The 21,561-nt window shown below is 47.4% G+C and carries 17 protein-coding genes and 1 riboswitch; of the genes, 9 read left to right on the top strand and 8 right to left on the bottom strand.

Annotation, left to right across the window (positions count from 1 at the left end; translation table 11 throughout):
- Positions 1-73 precede the first annotated feature (73 nt).
- Positions 74-2,563, bottom strand: coding sequence for a helix-turn-helix transcriptional regulator (locus PFJ30894_RS01025; protein WP_125668804.1), 2,490 nt, complete (start codon positions 2,561-2,563; stop codon positions 74-76).
- Between the two features lie 436 nt (positions 2,564-2,999).
- On the opposite strand from PFJ30894_RS01025, the gene PFJ30894_RS01030 reads away from it, so the two are divergent.
- The 3 genes from PFJ30894_RS01030 (at position 3,000) to PFJ30894_RS01040 (ending at position 4,666) form a co-directional block, all read left to right on the top strand.
- Complete coding sequence (locus PFJ30894_RS01030; protein WP_021719065.1) at positions 3,000-3,212, top strand: cold-shock protein; 213 nt, start codon at positions 3,000-3,002, stop codon at positions 3,210-3,212.
- Between the two features lie 197 nt (positions 3,213-3,409).
- Positions 3,410-4,201, top strand: a complete 792-nt coding sequence (locus PFJ30894_RS01035; RefSeq protein WP_125668805.1) for a tRNA lysidine(34) synthetase — start codon at positions 3,410-3,412, stop codon at positions 4,199-4,201.
- A gap of 93 nt (positions 4,202-4,294) precedes the next feature.
- Entirely contained in the window at positions 4,295-4,666 is a 372-nt protein-coding gene (locus PFJ30894_RS01040; protein ID WP_113077498.1) for a DUF805 domain-containing protein, read from the top strand.
- A gap of 45 nt (positions 4,667-4,711) precedes the next feature.
- On the opposite strand, the gene PFJ30894_RS01045 is transcribed toward PFJ30894_RS01040, so the two are convergent.
- From PFJ30894_RS01045 to PFJ30894_RS01060, 4 genes are read right to left on the bottom strand one after another with little or no spacing between them, the layout of a single operon-like run.
- On the bottom strand, positions 4,712-4,867 hold the full coding sequence (locus PFJ30894_RS01045) for a YvrJ family protein (RefSeq protein ID WP_197714962.1): 156 nt from the start codon (positions 4,865-4,867) through the stop codon (positions 4,712-4,714).
- 1 nt (position 4,868) lies between these two features.
- Entirely contained in the window at positions 4,869-5,081 is a 213-nt protein-coding gene (locus tag PFJ30894_RS01050) for a DUF2922 domain-containing protein (RefSeq protein WP_021719070.1), read from the bottom strand.
- Positions 5,082-5,131: 50 nt separating this feature from the next.
- Entirely contained in the window at positions 5,132-5,353 is a 222-nt protein-coding gene (locus PFJ30894_RS01055; RefSeq protein ID WP_113077499.1) for a DUF1659 domain-containing protein, read from the bottom strand.
- A gap of 5 nt (positions 5,354-5,358) precedes the next feature.
- Positions 5,359-5,988: a peptidoglycan recognition protein family protein gene (locus PFJ30894_RS01060; RefSeq protein ID WP_197714963.1), complete on the bottom strand. Its 630-nt coding sequence runs from the start codon at positions 5,986-5,988 to the stop codon at positions 5,359-5,361.
- Positions 5,989-6,284: 296 nt separating this feature from the next.
- Here PFJ30894_RS01060 and PFJ30894_RS01065 point away from each other — a divergent pair, with 296 nt between their 5' ends.
- Positions 6,285-9,110, top strand: coding sequence for an ATP-binding protein (locus PFJ30894_RS01065; protein WP_125668806.1), 2,826 nt, complete (start codon positions 6,285-6,287; stop codon positions 9,108-9,110).
- A 56-nt stretch (positions 9,111-9,166) separates the two neighbouring features.
- Here the strand turns inward: PFJ30894_RS01065 and PFJ30894_RS01070 are convergent, their stop codons facing one another.
- Entirely contained in the window at positions 9,167-10,027 is an 861-nt protein-coding gene (locus tag PFJ30894_RS01070) for a methionyl aminopeptidase (protein WP_046430300.1), read from the bottom strand.
- Positions 10,028-10,286: 259 nt separating this feature from the next.
- On the opposite strand from PFJ30894_RS01070, the gene PFJ30894_RS01075 reads away from it, so the two are divergent.
- Positions 10,287-10,943, top strand: coding sequence for a DedA family protein (locus PFJ30894_RS01075; protein ID WP_021719075.1), 657 nt, complete (start codon positions 10,287-10,289; stop codon positions 10,941-10,943).
- A 15-nt stretch (positions 10,944-10,958) separates the two neighbouring features.
- On the top strand, positions 10,959-11,993 hold the full coding sequence (locus PFJ30894_RS01080) for a threonine aldolase family protein (protein ID WP_125668807.1): 1,035 nt from the start codon (positions 10,959-10,961) through the stop codon (positions 11,991-11,993).
- Between the two features lie 53 nt (positions 11,994-12,046).
- On the opposite strand, the gene PFJ30894_RS01085 is transcribed toward PFJ30894_RS01080, so the two are convergent.
- On the bottom strand, positions 12,047-14,176 hold the full coding sequence (locus PFJ30894_RS01085) for a diguanylate cyclase (RefSeq protein WP_021719077.1): 2,130 nt from the start codon (positions 14,174-14,176) through the stop codon (positions 12,047-12,049).
- A gap of 144 nt (positions 14,177-14,320) precedes the next feature.
- The gene (locus PFJ30894_RS01090) at positions 14,321-15,517 is read right to left on the bottom strand and encodes an alanyl-tRNA editing protein (protein ID WP_125668808.1); all 1,197 of its coding nucleotides are present in this window, start codon (positions 15,515-15,517) and stop codon (positions 14,321-14,323) included.
- Positions 15,518-15,896: 379 nt separating this feature from the next.
- Between PFJ30894_RS01090 and PFJ30894_RS01095 the strand changes: the two genes are divergently transcribed.
- The 3 genes from PFJ30894_RS01095 to PFJ30894_RS01105 all read left to right on the top strand — a co-directional run bounded on the left by PFJ30894_RS01095 (position 15,897) and on the right by PFJ30894_RS01105 (position 21,550).
- The gene (locus PFJ30894_RS01095; RefSeq protein ID WP_125668809.1) at positions 15,897-16,547 is read left to right on the top strand and encodes an HAD hydrolase-like protein; all 651 of its coding nucleotides are present in this window, start codon (positions 15,897-15,899) and stop codon (positions 16,545-16,547) included.
- 248 nt (positions 16,548-16,795) lie between these two features.
- A riboswitch (cobalamin riboswitch) is annotated at positions 16,796-16,966 on the top strand.
- A 170-nt stretch (positions 16,967-17,136) separates the two neighbouring features.
- On the top strand, positions 17,137-19,296 hold the full coding sequence (locus PFJ30894_RS01100; RefSeq protein ID WP_125668810.1) for a TonB-dependent siderophore receptor: 2,160 nt from the start codon (positions 17,137-17,139) through the stop codon (positions 19,294-19,296).
- Positions 19,297-19,390: 94 nt separating this feature from the next.
- Complete coding sequence (locus tag PFJ30894_RS01105; protein ID WP_167456995.1) at positions 19,391-21,550, top strand: TonB-dependent receptor; 2,160 nt, start codon at positions 19,391-19,393, stop codon at positions 21,548-21,550.
- The last annotated feature ends 11 nt before the right edge of the window (positions 21,551-21,561 follow it).

The following is a 21,561-nucleotide window of genomic DNA, read 5'->3' on the forward strand; positions in this document are numbered from 1 at the left end:
CGCTGCAGCGGAGTATTTTTTTACTGCCGATCTTAATGGTCAAATAAACGTCTTACATCACGAAATAAAATCCTCAGCTATCGGCATTCAGGGCCATTACCAGCTCCAGACGCGTATCGACGCCTAATTTGCGGTAGATCCCCTGCAAAGCCTTTTTCACTGTTATCTCGGCAATAAACATTTCCGCGGCAATTTCCGCATTAGTCCTGCCCTGCACAACAAAGTTTGCGATCTCGGCCTCCCTGGCAGTCAAAGTTTTGCCGCCCATGATATACGAAGCTTTGTGCTTGATATTTTTTAAATTTTCCTGATATACTGCACCCAGCTCCAATATCTTTGCCAGCAGCTCCGGTTCACCGCTGTTTTGCTGTGCTGCTTTTTTAAGCAGCGGTTCCAGCACGTCAAAATTTTCCACAAAAGGCATCACGATCCCGTCTGCAGCCGCCAGCACCAGTGCCCGGTTCAATTCGCTCAAAGCTTCGTTTTCATGCTGCAGACCGTCCTGTGCCGCAGCACTGTAGACCGCAGCATAAATACTCAGTAAAAAATTATTAAAACTCCGCGCCGCCGCTTCAAATTCACGCAGCTGCCCCAAAAGCGGCAGATAGTCCTTCTGCAGCAGTAAATAGCGTCCATAAACGATATATAAACAGCCCCAGGCTGAATAAAGCAGACCCGATTTCTGAAAATCACCCTTCTGCAGCCAGCTAACGAGCAGTTTGCCCTTGTCCCCCAGCTGCAGATCGATCCAGGCGCGGCTGGCTTCGATAGTTTTGCGGTATAAATGCTCCTGCACTGCCGTCTGCAGAGCATCCAGCCGTCTGCTGATCTCACGGACACGTTTTTTATTACCTAAAGCTATACTGATACGCAGAGCAATAAATTCAGCACACAGCTCTACGCTGACCTGTTCGTTGCGCCGTGAAACATTCAGTGCTTCCGTTGCCAAAATAAACGCTTTTTCCCAATAACCGCGCTGAAAATACGCTTCCGATGCCAGTACATATTCAGAACCGGCGCCGTGATTCTGCACCAGACGGTAATAATATGCCATAGCCTGCGGAAAAACATCCAGGGTTTTCTGCAGCGTACCGGCCTGACGGTAAAACATAAACAAAATAGAATTGGCACCGCCGCCCCAGATAGTCTGCGGCGAGAAAAAGCGTACCGGCTGCCGCAGCAGCTGCAGCGACTTTTTAAAATAAGCCGCCATGGCTTCCACATCATTATACTGGGTCTCACCCAGCAAAAACTCCAGCTCGCCCAGACACTGCTCCCGTTCCTGTCTGTCCTCCAGCTGCCCAATATATTTCCGCAGCTTCCTGATTTCCTGCTGCAGCCGTTCGTTTTCCCCGCTCAAAAACAGCCACAGCGCATAAATCAAGCCCGCTTTGATATGCTTTTGCCTGATCGTTTCAGGCGCTTCGCCAAAATAAGCCATAATTTTATTTTTATAATTGTTCTCAAAGCTGCAGCCGCGGTCTTTTTCAAAAACGGTCAGCATCTTGTCATAATCGCCGGCTGTATGATAGTAGCAAAAGGCTGTCAGAAAATCGTTCTGCAGCTCATACCACTGACCACTGCGCCGGCACAAACGACGCCGTTCTGTATCCGGCAGTTCTGCTCCCAGACGCTGCAGATAAACTTTGAATGCATTATGGATATGGTATTGTCCTCTCAGCAGCTCATAACTGATAAAGCCATGTCTGAGCGCCAGATTTTCCAGCAGAGCTGGCGCCGCATCATTTTCCGTTATATAAGCAGCCTGGCGGCCACTAAAATCCTCATTTAAAATAGACAGCTCTGTTAAAAGTGTTTTTTCCGCTTCGCTGCAGGAATTATAAGCCACGGCCTGTACCAGCCGCAGCAGTTCTTCGCCTGTTTGCGGGCTCTGCCCGTTGTGGTACTGCCGCAGATACAGATATAGGGCGCTGACCCAGCCTTCTGTAGCAGCCAACAGATTTTCGGCGGCACGACGTTCTAAAACTATCCCGTTTTTACGATAATAAACAATAATATCACTCACTTCAAAAGCAAAATCCTTCGGCTGCAGATACAGACACTCACCTTTCAGGACCAGCTCATCCAAAGTGAAATCCGGCGGCCGCTGTGTCAGCAGCACAAAATGCCAGTTGGGCAGATCAGCTTTCGCCAGCGCCAGCAGCAGCTTATCACAGTCCTCGCTGCCCAGCAGATGATAATTGTTCCAGACGAAAACAACTGTTTTTTTCAATTTCGATGCCTGCAGCACTTCGATAACCCGCTGACGGGTCGCCGCATTACGCGGCAGTTCCTGCCAGGTCAGCGAAGCAGTATCTACACCAGCAGTCTGCAGCGATTTGACAAAGCAACGCCAAAAAGCCGCTTCCGCTCCTGTATAACAGGTCTCCCACAGCATATCTACAGAAAGAGAAAGCAGCACTTTTTTCACAGCAGTCGTTTTACCATAACCGAAAGGGGCAGCCGCAACTGTCAGCGGCACTGCCAAAATCTGAGCCAGACGTTCTTCCAAAGCCGGCTTCAAATATATTTTTTTAGGAAAAGCTTCGGATTTTTTCTGCATCGCTTCTACCCCTTTAAAGATTACGATTATTCGTCAGCACAATTATTTATTATAGTTATATTGTACCGTAAATGCCAATTTAAATACAGGGTTTTCAATATTCAAAAACATATTTTTAAATAATTTATCCTCTTTTTTGAATAATTACATTATTTTTTTCTTTTTTTACAAAATCAGGGCAGAGTTTCTGCTTCCTTATGTTTCAGACATTCAGACACATCAGCGCTGCCTGAAAACAGCACTGTAAATTTTCAAAAATATATTTTAACAAAAGCTTGACTTCCTGTTTCTGCCATGATAATATATAGAAGTATTCCGAATATACAAATTGTGCTCACATATTTTTGTAAGTCATTTGCTATTGAATGAGTTACAAAAATATGTGAGTTTTTTGCGTGTGGTCTGTGAATATAATAAAAATTAGGAGGTACTCGTTATGATGAACGGTACTGTAAAATGGTTTAACTCTGATAAAGGCTTTGGTTTCATTACTCCTGCTGACGGCAGCGAAGATGTATTTGTACATTTTTCCGCTATCGTAAGCGACGGCTTCAAAACTCTTGAAGAAGGTCAACCTGTAACATTTGATACAGAAGCTGATCCGAAAAACAGCCGCAGAATGCGCGCTGCTAACGTTCGCGTAGCTTAATCTAAACCATAAAAGCCTGCTCTTTTTGAGCAGGCTTTTTTTATTTGCACTACTAAACACCCTTATCGAACCTGGTGAGGGCACATACCATTGTGGTATCGTTTGAATGCTTAATAAGGTTTTTACGAATTTAGCACTCATACATACCCTTGTGGTATAATAACAACATCATATACCAGCACTGAAGGAGAATCTCCATGAGCCGTACACCCTTCGTTCCTGCTGAGCTTTTAAGCAAGCTCTGGCGGGCTGTAATCGAATTTGATATGCTGCAGGCAGGTGACAGGATCCTGATCGGACTTTCCGGCGGGAAGGACAGTATGTTTCTGACTGCCGCACTGGCCGAGATCCAAAAGTATGCCCCTGTGCCGTTTGAATTGGCCTGTTATACTGTTGACGCAATGTTCTCACCTGCTTTTCCCAAAGCAGAGCTGGAAGCTTTCTGCGGATACTATGGTCTGAAACATTACAGCGAAAAGGTCGATGTCAACTCTGCCTGGCAGAATAAAGGCAATACGCCCTGCTTCACCTGTGCTTATTTCCGCCGTGCCGCTACCAACCGTACGGCACTGGAGCTTGGTTTTAACAAAGTGGCCCTGGCCCACCACCACGATGATGCCGTAGAGACCTTTTTGATGAACGTGCTCACCTCCGGTCAGCTGCGTACCTTTTTACCGGTCACACCACTGTCCAGAACAGGTCTGACCGTACTGAGGCCGCTGCTGTATTACCGCGAAGCAGAAATCATCGACATGGTCAGGCAGCTTGACCTGCAGCCTCTGCGTAATCCCTGCCCTTACGACGGTCATACCAAACGCCAGGATATCAAAGAGCATATACGCGAACTGGAAAAGCTCAGCCCTGAAGTCTACGACCATCTGGCCGCCGCTATGCGCAATGCTCCCAATCAGGAGCTGTGGCCGGAACAGCTGAGTCAAAAACAGCTGGCCGATAAATTCCATAACTTTTGGCGTCAGAAAAGTAATTAAAATAATCCGACTTAAGCTGCTGTCTGTGTTATCATTAAGACAGCAACAGTGATATTTGTATTTATCTGACGTTATATAAAAGGAGGAATCTTTATGGATTTCCAGGAAATGTTTTTCAGTTTTGACGGCCGCCTGAACCGTAAGCCCTATATCCTGCGCTTTTTACTGCGTAATGCCATCATCTGGTGTCTGGGCTATCTGATCGGCAGTCTGTTTGCGCCAGACGGAACGATGTTCCAGATACTGGCCTTTGCTTTGACCTTTATCGCCGCGCTCAGCTGCCTGTCGCTTTACGTCAGACGTCTGCATGACCTTGACCACGGCTCGCTCATGGTATTGCTGGCCTTCATTCCGCTGATCAGCTTTTTCTTTGCTGTCTACCTGATGTTCTTTCGCGGCACGATCGGTCCTAACAGCTACGGACCCGATCCGCTGGCTGACGGGCGTGGTATCGACGCTTGGTAAACAATGATATAAAATAAAAAGACGCAGCCTGAGCTGCGTCTTTTTTTATGCTGTTTTTCCGGCCGCAATAGTGCGGGCCAGGCTGTTGATACTGTCCGTCAGTCTGTCCAGTCTGCCTTCCATGCGCACCAGCAGATACCACGACAGGACCATTGGAAAACCATAATTAGCGACCTGTGGCAGCAGCGTTTCCATATCCATCTTATGCTAAAACATTGACTTCCGTAGTGCGCACACGGGCTTCAACAGCTTCAGTCAGACCGATACCGTCCGCTGCAAAAATATCGGCAGCAATGACTGTCTCCATCGCTGTTTTTGCTTCGTCAGCAGTAACATCATCGCGGGGATCGGTCACGCTGAAGACTTTTTTGCTGCCATCGGCTTTTTTAAATACCAATTGTAAAACTTTTTCCATTCATTCCAGCTCCTTTCTAATAAATATACGTTCTGTACCTGTGCCCGCTTTTATTGAGCAAGCTCGGCTTTTTCAGTCACAACAACGCCCATCAGTTCATGACTGATAAGAGTGCCAAGAGCAGCAGCAGCCTGCATGATAGCAGCAGGTTCTGCTTCCGGACGTACGCCGGCATAATTATGACCTTTAGTTTTTGCAGCCCCCTGACTGTTAACGCCGTCTTCGACATTCAGCGTCAGGGTCTGTTTGGTAACAGTTTTAGTGATCGCCATTTCTTTCACCTCCTTTGTCTTAAAATTTCGCTGAGATACCACAGGGCTTTACCACGGATAACATACCCTCCCGGTTTCAGAACGCTGTCCAGCGGCAGGTCAGGCAGATACCACAGATCCCAGCGCAGCTGCGGATCGCCGCTGTGCGGTCCGTAACCGTCAAACAAGGCCGCTTCGCAATGAGTCGTCACTGTCAGGACATTGATCTCCAACTCCAGACAGGCCGTCAATACCGCAACGGCTTTGGCCAGTGTTTCTATCTGCACTACTGTCGGCGGCTCGCCGCCAAAATCAGTATCCCGGCCGCTGCAGGCCTGCGCCTCGGAAGCGCAGCACAGCGCAATGCCGATACTGCCCGTATTACGGTGCCAGGTATGCTCCTTCACTTCTGTAAATGTTTTGCAAGTCAGATACATCTCACCGCCGGGGCCGATGTTCAGGTGATAATCATCATAAACATCTTCGTAGTGACCTGCCGTCCAGTGCAGATAAATCCTGCTGATCCTGCCCTTAGCCTGCATGGCCAAAGCAGCCAGCTCACGGTTTGTAACAGTTTGCGGATTGACAACGATCATTTTTTCACGACCTTTCAGCCCTGTAGTCGCAGCCGCTGCAAAAAAACGGAACCGTGCCAAAGATCCCGGCCTCAGTTCCGCTTTCAAGTGCCGTCGCTGACTAAAGGTGTGACGATTCTTTTCTTGCTCTCTCTTTTTCTTGTTTTTCTCTCTCCTTCTTTTCTGGCGCTCTTAAAAACCTCCTTTGATTTGGGTTTTATCCTTTTATACAACACCTTATTTATACCGCTTTTATCATTTGACTTTGTTGGTATTTGTTTTATTAAAATTAATATTATATAATAAATATATATAATGTTTTACTCTTTAAAACAACAGGTATCAACAAACCATAACCTGGGAAAGCTGGTTTCTTAATGGATCACCTGCGCTCAATTTTCCAAAAGAACAAAAATCTGCTCGTTTTCTGCTGCTGCCTGTTCTTGCTGCTTTACCCTTTCAGCGCCGCTGCCACTGGCATGCGCCCTCATCCCATCAGGGTCGGCTACACCGACAGCCCCGGTTTTATCGAAAAAACCGCAGCCGGAACCGTCGACGGATACGGCGTTGCATATCTCAACGAAATCTCGCACTATACAGGCTGGCGTTATGAATATGTTTATGCCACCTGGCAGGAATGTCTGGAGCTTTTAGCCAAAGGCGAGCTTGATCTTTTAGGCATGGCCCAGTACACGCCTGAGCGTGCCGCCAGCTACGAATTTGCCTCGCTGCCCAGCGGCGTCGAATACATGGTCATGTACGTGCGCAATGACGATAACGAAGTTTACTATAACGATTATCAGAGCTTCAACGGTCTGCGGATCGGCGTTCTCAAGGGTAACTTCCAGACAGAAATTTTAAGCGATGTTGCCCGTAAAAATACATTTACCTATCAGCCTGTACTTTTTGATTCCAGCAAAGCTATGGTCGAAGCGCTGCAAAATAAACAGATCGATGCCGTAGTTACCGGCAGCATGCCCTTATATAAAGATCTGCGGTTAGTGGCCCGCTTTCAGGCCGACCCGATCTATTTTATTACGACTAAAGGCAATAAAGCCGTCCTGCAGCGCCTAAACGATGCTTTAATGAACATTCACGCCAATACGCCTGAATTTGAAAATACGACTTATGCCACCTATTACGAACAAAGCTCCCTGCTGACGCAGCCGCTGCTTACCAAAAAAGAACGAGACTTCCTGGCGCACCGCGGGCCGATCACCATCGGTTTTCTCCCTAACGACGAACCGCTTTCAGCATTCAGTTCCGAAACTAATCTGCCGGCAGGTATCCTGCCCGGAATAGCCAAAGAGCTGGGACGCTTATCCGGTGCCCAGGTCATTTTAAAGCTGCTGCCGGCAGGTGCCCGCCTGGACCAGAGCCTGCAGAAAGAAGGTTTTGACCTGATCGCCGGGATCACGGATTACGAGCCTTACCGAAACAACATTTCGATCCGGCTTTCCAAGCCCTTCTTTCAGGGGCGCGTTATGGCTGTCGCCAATAAAAATAATTTTATCGACATCACCAAACCGCAGAAGGTAGCTTTGCCCTTTAATTATATTGCCTATAAAAATCTCATTTTAAATACCTATCCCCATTTTTCCATTATAAATAAAGTCAATACCAGAGACTGCCTGATGGCAGTAGCGGACGGAGAGGCCGACATTGCTCTGCAGAACAGCCATATCATCAGCTATCATCTGCAAAATCCCCGCTTTACCGATTTAAAGATTTTATCTTTATTTAATTTCCCCGATAATCTCTGTCTGGCAGCAGCTAATAATGCCGACGGCAACCAGCTGCTGACTATTTTCAACAAATGTATCGACACGCTGAATCCTAAAACGCTGGATAACATAGTGATGTACGAGACCGTACAATCGCCTTACCAGCCTTTACTGTCTGATCTGGCTTATAAATATAACTATCTGATCGCTGCTTTGCTGGCCGTGCTGATCATTCTTTTTACCGCCTGGCTTTATTTCACTTTGCAGCGTCAAAAATATCTGGAACTGCTGGAAGCTAAAAATCTGGAGCTGGAAACTGCTGCCAAACAGGCGCTGGCCGCCAGTGAAGCTAAAAGCAGCTTTCTGTCGCGAATGAGCCACGAAATCCGCACGCCGCTCAACGCCATCCTGGGCTTTACCAGACTGGCCCTGCAGCCGGAAAAACAAAGCCGCAGCACTGAATATCTGCAGAAAATCAGCTATTCGTCCGAGCTGCTTTTAGGTATCGTCAACGATGTTCTCGATATGTCCGCGATCGAAAACCAAAAACTCAAGCTGGACAATTCTCCCTTTAAACTTTCTCAAGTACTGCGTGAACTCCAGAGCCTTTACAGCATCCAATGCCGCAAAAAAAATATCAGTTTCATACTGAACAGCGAAGCCTTCAAACACGATATCCTGCTCGGCGACAGCCTGCGCCTGCAGCAGATTTTAAGCAATCTGCTGTCAAATGCCGTCAAATTCACTGCCGCAGGCGGACAGATCACGCTTGACATCACTCAGCATCAGGCCGACAGCGCTGATCAGACTGTCCTGACAATGGTCGTTACAGATACCGGCTGCGGTATGTCGGAACAAATGCTCGCTCAGGTCTTCCAGCCCTTTGAGCAGGAAGACGGCAGCACCGCCAGAAAATACGGCGGCAGCGGCCTTGGACTTTCTATCGTCAAATATTTAGTTGAATTGATGGGCGGCAGCATCAGCGTCAACAGTGCCAAAGGGAAAGGCAGTACGTTCACCGTACAGCTGACACTGCCTTACGCCGAAGAACTTGCTGAAAAAGACAGCACAACGGCTGAACAAAACCTGCATGATCTGCATCTGCTGCTGGCTGAAGATAATCCTCTCAATCAGGAGCTGTGTCTGGAGCTTTTAAAAAGCCGCGGCATCAGCAGCGACTGCGCCGTCAACGGCAAAGAAGCACTGGAACTGTTTACAAACAGCGCCCACGGCACCTATGCTCTGATCCTGATGGATATTCAGATGCCGGTCCTGGACGGTTATCAGACAACGCAGGCGATCCGCAGCAGTATGCACCCGCAGGCACAGACGATCCCGATCATCTCGCTTTCGGCAGATGCTTTTACAGAAGATATCAGGCGCGCTTACGCCAGCGGCATGAACGACCATGTCAGTAAACCCATCGTTCCTGAAGAGTTATTTGCTGCGATCACCCGCGTCCTTAAAACACTTAACTAAAAAGAAAACGCTCAGAGCCTAAGCCCTGAGCGTTTTTATTTTTAAACAGCACTACCTCAATAAGTCAGCACTTCGTTGCCGGTTTCCGTAATCAGCACCGTATATTCCCACTGAGCACTCATGCCGCCGTCCTGAGTATAAACAGTCCAGTCATTGCCGGCATCAACATAAACCTCGCGCTTCCCGGTATTGATCATAGGCTCGATCGTAAAGATCATGCCCGGCACCAGCAGCATTCCTGTCTTGCGTTTGCCAACATGGCAGATGAAAGGTTCCTCATGGAAATCGATACCCACACCATGACCGCCGAATTCGGTGACGACAGAATAACCATGCTTATGAGCAAAACCGGACACGGCTGCGCCGATATCGCCGACAAAGCTCCACGGCTGTGCTGCCTCAAGCCCGCGGCGCAGGCACTCTTTAGTGATCGCTACCAGATCCTGTTTCTTTTTATCGACTTTGCCGATCATAAACATTCTGGAAGCATCGGCATAGTAGCCGTTATAAATAGTTGAAACATCGACATTAACGATATCGCCGCTTTTCAAAACGTCCTGTGCCGACGGTATTCCGTGGCAAACCTGATCGTTGATCGAGGTACAGACACTTTTAGGAAATCCGCAGAAATTGAGCGGTGCCGGGATCGCACCATGACTAACGGTATATTCGTGTACGATAGTATTGATCTCTTCCGTTGTCATGCCTGTTTTGATATTTTTTTCTACTTCGTCCAAAACTGCCGTATTGATCTTACAAGCCTCTCGAATACCTGCGATCTGTTCCGGCGTTTTGATCATCTCCCGGTCAGGCACTTCGTGACCGGCCTTGCGGTACAATTCGATTTTAGCGTCTATTTCGCTGTGACAGTCGGCATAAGCTTTGCCGCTGCCGCACCAGCATAAATCAGTTGTCATAACTTCACTCCTCTTCCATAAAGAACTATAACCATTATCACAGACGTGCCCTGCTTCCTGCCTGCTGTAAAATGTAAGAGCAGGCTGTTTGTGACTGCAGGTCAGCATCAGGCGAGATCATTGCCGCACCTGCAGCTTAAATTCCCGTCGCTTTACGATATTGTCATTATACCATATCCATCTAATTTTCTCATATCAAATTCAGGTATTTTATGATAAAATAAACTTAGTTTTTTGCGAAAGGAAGTAACCTCTGACAATGGAAGCACTTTATTCTAATTTTTTCGATTACATCCTGCACTTTGACCGCTACCTGCCTCTTGTCATGGAGCAATACGGTCACTGGATCTACGCGATCCTCTTTACGATCGTTTTCTGCGAGACCGGACTTGTTGTGACTCCCTTTCTGCCCGGCGATTCACTGCTTTTTGCCTGCGGCGCCCTGGCAGCTACAGCAGGCGGCCTTGACCTGACGACGCTCGTGATCATCTTTCTGGTTTCCGCAATTTTAGGTGACGCCTGCAATTACATGATCGGCGAAGAATTCGGGCACCGGATCCTGCGGAATTATCCGAAACTCATCAAACCACAGCATATCCAGAAGGCTGAAGCCTTTTATGCCAAACATGGCCATAAAGCGATCTTCCTGGCCCGCTTTGCCCCTATCGTCCGTACGCTGGCGCCTTTCGTAGCCGGCATCGGCAGTATGCATTACCGTACTTTTGCTATCTATAATGTGACCGGTGCTGTGACCTGGGTCTTTTTATTCGTCGGCGGCGGTTATCTGTTCGGCAATATGCCCTGGGTCAAAAACAATTTTTCCCATGTTACGCTGGGCATCATTATTTTCTCCCTGCTGCCGATTTTTTACGAAACACACCTTAAAGGCTGGCTGGCCAAACGGAAAAACAAGTAAAGGAAGTGGCGCGTTATGTATTATTTTACCAGCGACTACACAGAAGGCTGCACTCCTGAAATACTGGAAGCACTGGCAGCAACTAATTTTGAACAGACCGGCGGTTACGGGATCGACCCATACTGTGAAACAGCAGCCCTGCTGATCAAAAAAGAATGCGGCCGCAGCGATATCGACGTACATTTTATGACAGGCGGCACGCAAACCAACCTGACGATCATCTGCGCAGCACTGCGCCCCTTCCACGGCGTTTACGGTACTGTACAGAGCCATATCAACACGCACGAAGCCGGCGCGATCGAACGAACCGGCCATAAGGTAATCGACCTGCCGACATCTGACGGCAAAATCACAGCTGCCATGATCAGACAGCAGCACGAGCTGTATTTAGGCGACCCCAGCCGCGAACATCTGGTCCAGCCCAAAATGGTCTATATCTCACAGCCGACAGAGATCGGTTCCCTGTACCACAAAGAAGAGCTGGAAGAGCTGTATGCCGTCTGCCGGCATTACGGACTTTATCTTTTTATCGACGGAGCCCGTCTGGGCTACGGCCTGACAGCTCCTGACAATGACCTGACACTGGCGGATATCACAAACAACTGCGATGTCTTCTGCATCGGCGGCACCAAATGCGGCGCGCTTTTCGGCGAAGCGGCAGTTATCATCAATCCGGCTCTAAAAGACGATTTCCGCACGATCATGAAGCAGGGCGGCGCCGTACTGGCCAAAGGACGCCTGCTGGGCCTGCAATTTGAAACTCTTTTTACAGACGGACTTTATTATAAGATATGCCGTCATGGCGTTGAACTGGCTCTGCAGATCAAAGCAGCTGTCCAGGAATGCGGCCTGGGCTTTGTGACCGATTCCACAACAAACCAGCAGTTCATCATTTTCCCGCAGGCAATGTACGACGAACTGAGTAAACAGTTTGCCCTTGCACCCTGGGAATACATGGACGACGGCAGGATCGCCGCCCGTATCTGCACCAGCTGGGCCACAGACCCAACTCAGGTCGACAGACTCTGCAACATGATCAAAGCACTTTAAGACAAGCTTATAAACAAAATGACCCGTACGGATTTTATCGTACGGGTCATTTTTTATTCGCTTTCCGCAGCGGTTATCTGCGACATGAACGGTTCATTTTCCAGCTCTTTACTGTAAATGACACAATTATTTTTGCCACGCTTTTTCGCCTCATACAAAGCCTTATCTGCTTTATATAAAAGCACTGCATCATCTGTACCATCTACGGGATAAAACGATACGCCTACGGATATCGACAGCGGCACCCGGACATCAGCTTCAAGTCCCAGTTTTTCGATGCCTGCTCTCAGCTCATCCGCTTTCATCAGCGGCAGACGGCTATCCTTAATGTTACGCATAATGATCAGAAACTCATCGCCGCCGATGCGGCAGACGATGTCGTCGATCCGGAACTGCTTGCTGATCTCATTGGCGATCCGGCAGAGAACCTCGTCACCGAACAAATGCCCATGCCTGTCGTTGACCATCTTAAAATTATCAACATCCAGGAACATGACCGCAGCCTTCTCCTTCTGCGGTTCGCAGAGCATCTGCTGCAGCAGGCGCTCGCCATAAGCCCTGTTGCCAAGCTTGGTCAAAGCATCACTCTCAGCCTGCCTTTTCCAAAGTCCGATCTCACGTTTCATTTTATCGATACTGACCATCCTGCCCACGATACTGAGCATGACGCCATAATTTTCTTTATCCCAGATCGAATTTATATGGATCCTGTACCATTTTTCTTCGCCGAACTTATTGATCAGCCGGACATCTTTAACATAACCGCTGTTCTCTTCTGTCAATGCCTTGGTCAGCTCCGCCAGCTGCTGCAGATCCTCCTGTAAAATAGGCATACTGCTGTAAATGGCCTCTTTTGCGTTTGTGACAACACATTCACCGCCAAAAATATTTTTATATTCATCCGAGAAAATGATCAGGTCTTTTTCAAGATCATAGTCAAAAATTATATCGCCGCTCATGGCAAACAGCGCCTTCTGTTTTTCGCGTTCTATTTCCAGCAAACGCGCAACGCGGCTGTTTTTATCCATATCACAGCTATAGCATTTTTTACCGCTGAATTTCTCGGTATTGGGATGCTGATAGTGATACACTACCGCCGGCAGCCCGTCGTCTGACTGTAAAATTTCCGGCAGCCCCGGAGCGATTTTCAGAAAGCACTGCAGAAGATCGGGGCTGAATGCGCCGCATTCGCCTTTTTCAATCATTTGCACCGATTCTTCATGGGTAAAAGCACCTTTATAACAGCGGACACTGGTCAAAGCGTCATAACAGTCGGCCAGCGACACGATCTGCGCATAAATAGGTATCTCTTTGCCGATCAGTCCGTCAGGATAACCGCTGCCGTCCCATTTCTCATGGTGCCAGCGGCAAATATTGTAATGATAGCGGTACTGCTCTTTATTCTGCTTCAGACTGTCGATACTTTCCAGAATCTCACAGCCGTACAGCGTATGCTCCTTCATAATTGCAAATTCTTCTGCCGTCAGCCGACCGGGTTTATTCAGGATATAGTCCGGGATCGCGATCTTGCCTATGTCATGCAGTGCCGCCGCCATCGAAATATCCTCGATGGTCTTATCGCTCATTTTATATTCGGCATTCTGCCGTCCCAGCTCCTTCAGCATGATCTTGGTCAGCTGACGGATACGCTGGACGTGCTGTCCTGATTCGCAGTCGCGGAATTCAACGATCGTACTCAGGGTATCGATCATAGCCACGTTGAAATTACGCAGCTGTTCGTTCTGTTTTTCGATTTTCGTCATCTGTTCCTGGACCAGCTTTTCCAGTTTATAACGATAACGGTACAATTCGATGATATTATTAACGCGCTGGCAAATATTATCTGGGTTGAACGGTTTTAAAACGACATCAACCACACCCAGACGAAAGCCTTTGGAAATAGCATCGTTGGACGATTCGGCCGTGATCAGAAAAATAGGCGTTTTCTCAGTCAGGCCTTTGCCGTTCATAATTTCCAGAGCTTCCAACCCGTCCATGATCGGCATCACGATATCCATCAGCACGATCGCTATTTCCTCGTGATACTGCTCCATCAGATCTACAGCCGTTTTACCGTTATCTGCTTCCAGTATTTCATAGTCACCGGCAAAAAGCTCACACAGGATCGCCCGGTTAAGCTCAACGTCATCGACTATCAGGATTTTATCTTTCTGCCTCTCCAAGCCTGTCTGCCTCCTTTTGCGGTTACTTATATCACAGATTGCAAGCAACTGTAAAATTCATAATCATCACAATTCTATATGTTCTATTATATTATTTTTTTGTATTTTACACAATAAAAACTTCTTTTTATAAATAAAAGATCACTATTCCTTCAATAATTGCTGCAGCTGCAGTACCTTCTGCCGCCAGTCATCGCTGTACGCTCCGCCGCCCTGAGCAAAATGCTGCGACCCGCCGCCCCTGCCGCCAAACAGCTCGCCTGCCTTTCTGCAAAGACTGCGGCAATCAGCCTGCGTCTGTTCCCCGCTTCCCAAAACGAAATTGATCCGCTCCCCGGATCTGTACACGACCGCAGCTACAGTACGCCCGTCTGCCAGCAGTTTATTCAGCAGCAGTCTGGCATCGGCGGCGCTGCAATCCTCCTGTGCCGCCGCGACATATTTAGTGCCGCCCTCATCAACAGCAGCCTGCGCTAAAAGCTGCGGCGCTAAAAATTCATATAATTTAGCGGTCTGTGCTTTTAACCGTTCATTCAGTTCCGTTACTTCTTCCTGCAGCTTCCTCAGTCCCTGCGGTACGCCCTCCGGCTTCATGGAAAGCAGGCGCCCGGCCTGCCAGACGTATTCATTTTTGCGGCGTGCATCTTCCAGTGCCCAGCTCCCGCATAAAAACTCTACTCTGATCCCATCCTTATGTTTATCAAAACGATTGATCCGGATCAGACCGATCATACCTGTACGTAACGGATGCGTACCGCAGCAGGTACAAATATCCCCGTCTGCCACCGTCACGATCCTCAGCGTGCCTGTCAGCTTTTCATTTTTCTTACGCATCACTAGCGCTGGCAGCTCCGTATGCGGCAAATAACTGACCGTGATCGGCTTATCCTCCCAGATCTGGCTGTTGGCATAATCCTCGGCCTGCGCCAGCTCAGCCGCTGTCAATTCTTTATCCAGGTCAATAGTCACCAAACGTTCGCCCATATGAAAACCAATATTATTAGCTCCGAACAGCTTCCAGACCGCATGCGAAAGAATATGCTCGCCGGCATGCTGCTGCATATGGTCCAGCCGGGCCTGCCAGTCCAGCACCGCTTCGACCTGCTCCCCAACCGGCAAAGGCCGCTCACAATAATGCACTACTTCGCTGCCGCGCTGCGCAGCATAAGTCATCTTCACGCCGCCCAGCGTTCCGCGGTCACTCAGCTGACCGCCGCCCTCCGGAAAAAATACCGTCCTGTCCAGAACCACGGCATACCCGCGTTTATCTTCTGCACAGCTCAGCACCGTTGCCAGGCAACTTTTCAGCATCGAATCCTGTTCATATAATTTTTCTGTCATCTTAAAAACCCCTCGTCAATAAAATTTATATTTTTATTATAACACTGCCGCCGGCAACGGTTAAGCAATATCAGCCGCAGTTTTCTTCAGCATTTAATTTATGTTATAATGTGAACAGTTAAGTGAGCACCGTTTAGTCACGAAGTGAATAAACGAAATTGCGAACTTAGCCAAAAGACGCGATTGTATAATGAGCGTCGTGGGTTTCCTTTTCCGACGAAGTCGGCAAATATATTTTCGAGCCTAGTGAGAACATATGCCCTTGCGGTATCGTTTGATTGCTTAATGAGGTTTTTTCGAATTTAGCAATCATACATGCCCTTGCGGTATAATGTGAACACAAAATCAAACTATCATAATACACTCAAAGGAGCAGGCAATGTATAAATATATCCTTTTCGACCTTGACGGCACCCTTACCGACTCGGCACCCGGCATCATCCGCTGCGTACAGTATGCCCTGGAAAAATGCGGCAAAGGCACCTGCCCCGACCGCGAGCTGCTGCCATTTATCGGCCCGCCGCTGACAGAATCCTTCCAGAAAATCTGCGGCATGACTGCCGCAGAAGCAAATACGGCCCTTGAATATTACCGCGAGCGCTTCGCACGCGTAGGTATGTACGAAAACTCCGTCTACGACGGTATTCCCGAATTACTGCAAAACCTGCGGCAGGCAGGCAAGACCCTTGCCGTAGCCACCAGCAAGCCGCAGCTTTACGCAGAAAAAATCCTGGAACACTTTGGCCTCGCCGCTCACTTCTCAACAATAGCAGGCCCCGGGTTCAACGGCGAGCTGCCAACCAAAGCCGACGTGATCAGCGAAGTGCTGCAGCGGCTGCACCTTACCGCTGCTGATAAGAACGCCGCCGTTATGCTGGGCGACCGCGAGCACGACGCTATCGGCGCACAGCAAAATAAAATCTCCATCATCGGCGCAGGCTACGGCTACAGTTCCCCGGGCGAACTGAGTGCCGCCGGTGTCAGACAAATCGTTTCTGCTCCGCAGGATTTTGCAGAATTTTTATTATGATTTATTTTTAAAGCAGTTACATCGATCATGATGTGGCTGCTTTTTTATTTTCCTCTGCGCCTTGAACTTTTCGCAGAACCATTGACATATAACGCTTCACACTGCATAGATAAAATTGATTTTTCAGACTATTATATATCAACAACTTATTGAGAACAGCTATGTTTTTTAATAAATTAATTTTAGCATAAATTATTACTTGTAATATAAAAAGTTAAATGTTATAATTCTATCTGATTTCAAAATTGAATACTTTATGATAATCAGGTGCATTATTGCCTAACAGAGAAATCGGTGCAATGCCGATGCGGTCCCGCCGCTGTAATGCCGAGCAAACCTCAAAACGTCACTGGGAAACTGGGAAGACGAGGTACGCGATGAAGCAGAGCCAGAAGAACTGCCTGATTATAGCCCATTACGATCCTGCGAAAGACAGGAATGGAGCGTTACAAGAGCTTTTTACGCTTTTCTGTCTTTATGCGCAGAAAAGCGTTTTTTATTTTGCTTTTATTTTTCTGGCACGCGAAACCCGGTCAGCTCGGTCAGAAAAACTAAAGATATAAAAATTATTTGACGAGGTGTTTAAAAGATGGATGGGAAGAAAAAAATCTGGGCAACGGCCATCTTATGCGCTGTTGCCAGCGTTGGCTTTGTAGTACCAGCTGGCGCCGAAGAAACCATGACGCATGATTTGGACGAAGTCATCGTCGAAGCCGACAGAAATACTCTGCCGGGGGGATTTGTAGCCAACAACGACAGAGTTGGCATTTTGGGCAATATCAAAGCAATCGATGTTCCTTTTACACAAAAAAAATATACTGAAAAAACTATTATGACCTTTTATGACCCCAATCAGCCTTTAAACGGTACTTTGGCTAATACCCCTTCTATTCGTATCGGCAGTACTTCTCCCATGTATACAGATTTCAGTATGCGTGGCGTCAATATGAATGCTTCTCATTACTACATCAACGGTATTCCCAATATGTTCAACCAGACCCGCAGCATCCCGGCATATATCCTCAGCAGCGTCGATATAGTCTCCGGCCCTAACACCGTGCTTAACGGCGCTACCTTTTCCAACAACGGCACTAATGGCACCGATGCGCCGGCAGGACTGCTGAACGGTACAACCAAACGCGCTGCTGCAGACCCTGTCACCCGCTATACACAGCGTTTTTCCGGACGCAGTACCTGGACCGAAGACCTTGATCTAGGACGCCGCTTTGGTAAAAACAATGAATGGGGCATCAGAGTCAACGCCCATAATGAAGACGGCGGCCTTTCCATAAAAGGTGCCGATGTACGTGATAAAAGCATTTATATCAACTTAGATCATCAGGACGCTAAAAGTATGACTAATATTTTCGGCGGTTATTATGACTGGAAGGTAAATGGAGGCCAGCGCTGGCTCAGTGCCAGCGGTGTTACCAAAGGCAATCTGGCAGAAACCCCGAACGGTAAAACAGACCTCAGTTTTGACGGTCAGACCAAATATAATCACGGCATGCTGTTTACCTTAAACCATATCCAAAAATTCAGCGATAAATGGAGCGGTTTCATCAACGGTGGCTACGGGCATTATTCAGAGCATAAAAACGATCCCAACAGTGGTTCACTGACTCTCGGTGACAACGGCAAGCTCTCCGGTAAATTCCGCGACTATGTCTCCGACAGTAAAAGCAGTTACTGGCAGGTCGGCGTTTCTAACAAGGCCGCCATCGGTAATGTAAAAAATGACTTGTCTTTTGCCGTTGATTATTTCATGTATAAAAGTAAAGCCGTCAATTCCGGCAGTGCTGCAGGGCAGGCCACTATCGGCGGTGATCTGTGGAATGGCGTTCATATTATCGGCACTCCAATCGCTGCTGCTGACATCGATTCTGTTGGCTACAGCAAAGAATATGCTTATGCAGCAACCCTGGCCGACCGTTTTGAATTTGGCAAAGCTTCGTTATATGCAGCACTGCAATACCGCGATACCGAAACTGAAAGTGCTTCCGGCGCCAAAGTCAGCAAAGATTCCCTTAATCCTACCTTTGCTATCGCTTATAAGCCTGTCGAAAATTTATCAGTATATGCCAGCTACGCCCAATCCTATACCAAACCGGTAGAGGTAAGTAAGTCTTACGATAATGCCGGTGAAATTTTTAAACCTATCAAAAACAAACAAACTGAGGTCGGCATCAAATACCGCGGCGGCGAAATTTTACACAGTTTGGCCTTCTTCGAATTAAATCAGGGCAGCTATATCAAAGAAGATAATCCCGGCGGTAAAATAGGAGAAATCTACACGCAAAACGGCGAAAATAAATTCAAAGGCGTCGAATACTCTCTGACCGGTAAAGTTGCTCCTAAATGGAATGTTATGGGAGGCCTGATGTACCTTGACGGTAAACGTGAAAAGCTTGCTAAAGGCAGTGAGCATCTCGAAGGCCGTTATGCTACCGGTACTCCTAAATGGAACGCCGTTTTGGCAACGGAATATGAAGCGGACCAGAATAATTCCGCTATTTTCCGTATGAACTACGTCGGCAAGTCCCACGTTAACGATAATGGTGTTATGGCCCCCGATTATATGACCTTTGATTTAGGTTATAAACATAAAACCAAAATCAATTCCACACCTGTTACTTTGACTGCTATGTGTTATAACGTTTTAGGCAAAGATTACTGGATCTCCCGCGGTACCTCCGTAGCTCTCGGCGCGCCGCGTACAATGATGCTGTCAGCGCAGTTCGATATTTAGCAGACAGCCACACTGCTTTTAGGAATTAAGTCCAGGTATACCATCAGCGTGCATACCTGGAAAATTTATTAATAAAATTATGAGGTGTTTACCAATGATAAATAAGCACAAGAAATTTTTAACAGCGGCTGTTTTCTGCGCTATTGCCAGCACTGGTTTTGTTCTGACGGCCAGTGCTGAGGAAACCATGACGCACGACCTGGACGAAGTCGTTGTCGAAGCCGATAAAGACGCCCTGCCTGGCAGTTATGTAAAAACCAAAGGCAGTATCGGCATTTTAGGCGAAAAAAGCGTCCTGGACGTGCCTTTCAGCAATATGAACATCACTCAAAAAACCATTGAGACTTTCGGCGGCCCCAATCAGCCTTTACAAAGCATTTTAGCAAATAACCCGGCTGTGCGGATTCAAGGCACGACTTTACACAATGATTTTTCTATCCGCGGCATCAAAGGCAACGGTACCAGTTCCTACCTAAACGGTATCCCCGGTCTAATGACTCAATTTGCCGCCCCTACCTTTATGATCGGCGACATTCAATTTATTTCCGGCCCTAACAGCGGCATTACCGGTATTCCCAGCACTTATGAAACCACGGCAGCCGGCGGTATAGTTAATTTTATTTCCAAAAAAGCAACAGAGGCACCGCTTACACGTTACCGCCAAACTTTTTCAGGCAAAGGGTCTTTTGGTGAATACCTGGATGTCAGCCGTCGTTTCGGCAAAGACAAAGAATGGGGCGTACGTATCAATACGGAATTACTGAATGGCAATACCGCTATTGACAGCAATGATATGGAAGCCCAGGGTATTTTTGCCAACATCGACCACCGTGATAAAAAAAGCAACACCAATTTACTTGTTGGCTACCGGCATTTAAATATCGAAGGCGGCGCACGCTGGTTCTCATTAAAAGCAGCCGCGATCGGCAAAGAAATCACCAAAGTGCCAAGCGCTCCTGAAGCAAGCAAAAATTACGGTTTTGATGGATTGGCCAAAGAATCAGAAGGATACATCATTGCTTTAAACCATGAACAAAAAATGAATGCCGACTGGAAATGGTTTCTGAACGCCGGTATGAACAGCAACAAACTGCAAAGAAACATCATCGGCGCCAGCAGTAATTTCGTTATCATCAATGACAAAGGCGATGTCAGTAATAATTTAATGTCCACACAAACTGTTACCAAAAACTACTATGCTCAGCTCGGTATCAACGGCAATATTAAAACCGGCGCAGTAAATCACGATGTAACCTTAGCCCTGGACAAAGCCTGGCACAGTATCGAAGGCGCCAAAAACATGTATAACAATGGCAGTATGGGCAGTGTCAGCGGCAATATTTACAGCGGCCTGCAAGGCAACAATGTCTGGTATCCCTCAATAGAAACCGGTTTGAGCAGTAAAGATCAGTATTGGGGTATCTCTTTAGCTGACACTGTAAAATATAAAAAAGCCCAGCTTTTACTTGGTGTGCACAAGCATAATGCTTCGGTCGACAGCTATAATAAAATTACCGGACGAGTAACTCAAACCGTTGGCAGCGATGCTTTATGCCCCACTTATGGTTTTGTTTATCAGCCCGATGAGCATACTTCTTTGTATGCCAGTCATTCTGAAAATTTTGATAAGGGCACTATTGTTGCCAGCAAATATGCTAATGCCGGTGAAGTCTTGAATCCAGCCAAAACCAAACAAAATGAAATCGGCTTTAAATATGCCAATGCCGGCTTCCTTACCAGCTTAGGTATTTTTAACATCAAGCAAGCCAACAACATCGAAGTCTACAAAGGCAGCACGTATTTGCAGCAGGACGGCGAACAGGAATACCAGGGGATAGAATTGTCTGTGAATGGTAAACTCGCCGATAAGTGGAATTTCATGGGCGGTCTGATGTATTTGGATGCCACTCAAAACAAAACCCAAAACGGTACTAACGACGGTAAAACTGTCAATGGTGCGGCCAAATGGAATGCTGTGGCCGTACTGGAATATAATCCGGATGAAAAATTCAGTATTGTCGGACGGGCAATGTACACCGGTAAAGCCGATATTTATAATGAACAGCTGCAGATCCCTTCTTATATGACTTACGACTTGGGTGTCAATTATAAAACTGCTTTCAACAAAACTCCTGTTACCTTGACTGCAATGTGCTACAACCTTACTGATAAAAACTACTGGACTGCCTATGGTAATAATCTGATCTTATCCAGCCCGCGTACCCTGATGCTGTCCGCAACCTTCGACATTTAATTTTCACTTCC

The organism is Phascolarctobacterium faecium, from assembly GCF_003945365.1.
In the GTDB taxonomy this organism is placed as follows: domain Bacteria; phylum Bacillota; class Negativicutes; order Acidaminococcales; family Acidaminococcaceae; genus Phascolarctobacterium; species Phascolarctobacterium faecium.

Excerpts from the sequence above, each read along its gene's own strand:
- PFJ30894_RS01100 (WP_125668810.1), top strand. The coding sequence starts at position 17,137 with ATGGATGGGAAGAAAAAAATCTGGGCAACGGCCATCTTATGCGCTGTT.
- PFJ30894_RS01105 (WP_167456995.1), top strand. The coding sequence starts at position 19,391 with ATGATAAATAAGCACAAGAAATTTTTAACAGCGGCTGTTTTCTGCGCT.
- PFJ30894_RS01055 (WP_113077499.1), bottom strand. The coding sequence starts at position 5,353 with ATGGCGATCACTAAAACTGTTACCAAACAGACCCTGACGCTGAATGTC.
- PFJ30894_RS01065 (WP_125668806.1), top strand. The coding sequence starts at position 6,285 with ATGGATCACCTGCGCTCAATTTTCCAAAAGAACAAAAATCTGCTCGTT.
- PFJ30894_RS01030 (WP_021719065.1), top strand. The coding sequence starts at position 3,000 with ATGATGAACGGTACTGTAAAATGGTTTAACTCTGATAAAGGCTTTGGT.
- PFJ30894_RS01040 (WP_113077498.1), top strand. The coding sequence starts at position 4,295 with ATGGATTTCCAGGAAATGTTTTTCAGTTTTGACGGCCGCCTGAACCGT.
- PFJ30894_RS01070 (WP_046430300.1), bottom strand. The coding sequence starts at position 10,027 with ATGACAACTGATTTATGCTGGTGCGGCAGCGGCAAAGCTTATGCCGAC.
- PFJ30894_RS01075 (WP_021719075.1), top strand. The coding sequence starts at position 10,287 with ATGGAAGCACTTTATTCTAATTTTTTCGATTACATCCTGCACTTTGAC.
- PFJ30894_RS01080 (WP_125668807.1), top strand. The coding sequence starts at position 10,959 with ATGTATTATTTTACCAGCGACTACACAGAAGGCTGCACTCCTGAAATA.
- PFJ30894_RS01045 (WP_197714962.1), bottom strand. The coding sequence starts at position 4,867 with ATGGATATGGAAACGCTGCTGCCACAGGTCGCTAATTATGGTTTTCCA.
- PFJ30894_RS01025 (WP_125668804.1), bottom strand. The coding sequence starts at position 2,563 with ATGCAGAAAAAATCCGAAGCTTTTCCTAAAAAAATATATTTGAAGCCG.
- PFJ30894_RS01095 (WP_125668809.1), top strand. The coding sequence starts at position 15,897 with ATGTATAAATATATCCTTTTCGACCTTGACGGCACCCTTACCGACTCG.
- PFJ30894_RS01035 (WP_125668805.1), top strand. The coding sequence starts at position 3,410 with ATGAGCCGTACACCCTTCGTTCCTGCTGAGCTTTTAAGCAAGCTCTGG.
- PFJ30894_RS01050 (WP_021719070.1), bottom strand. The coding sequence starts at position 5,081 with ATGGAAAAAGTTTTACAATTGGTATTTAAAAAAGCCGATGGCAGCAAA.
- PFJ30894_RS01090 (WP_125668808.1), bottom strand. The coding sequence starts at position 15,517 with ATGACAGAAAAATTATATGAACAGGATTCGATGCTGAAAAGTTGCCTG.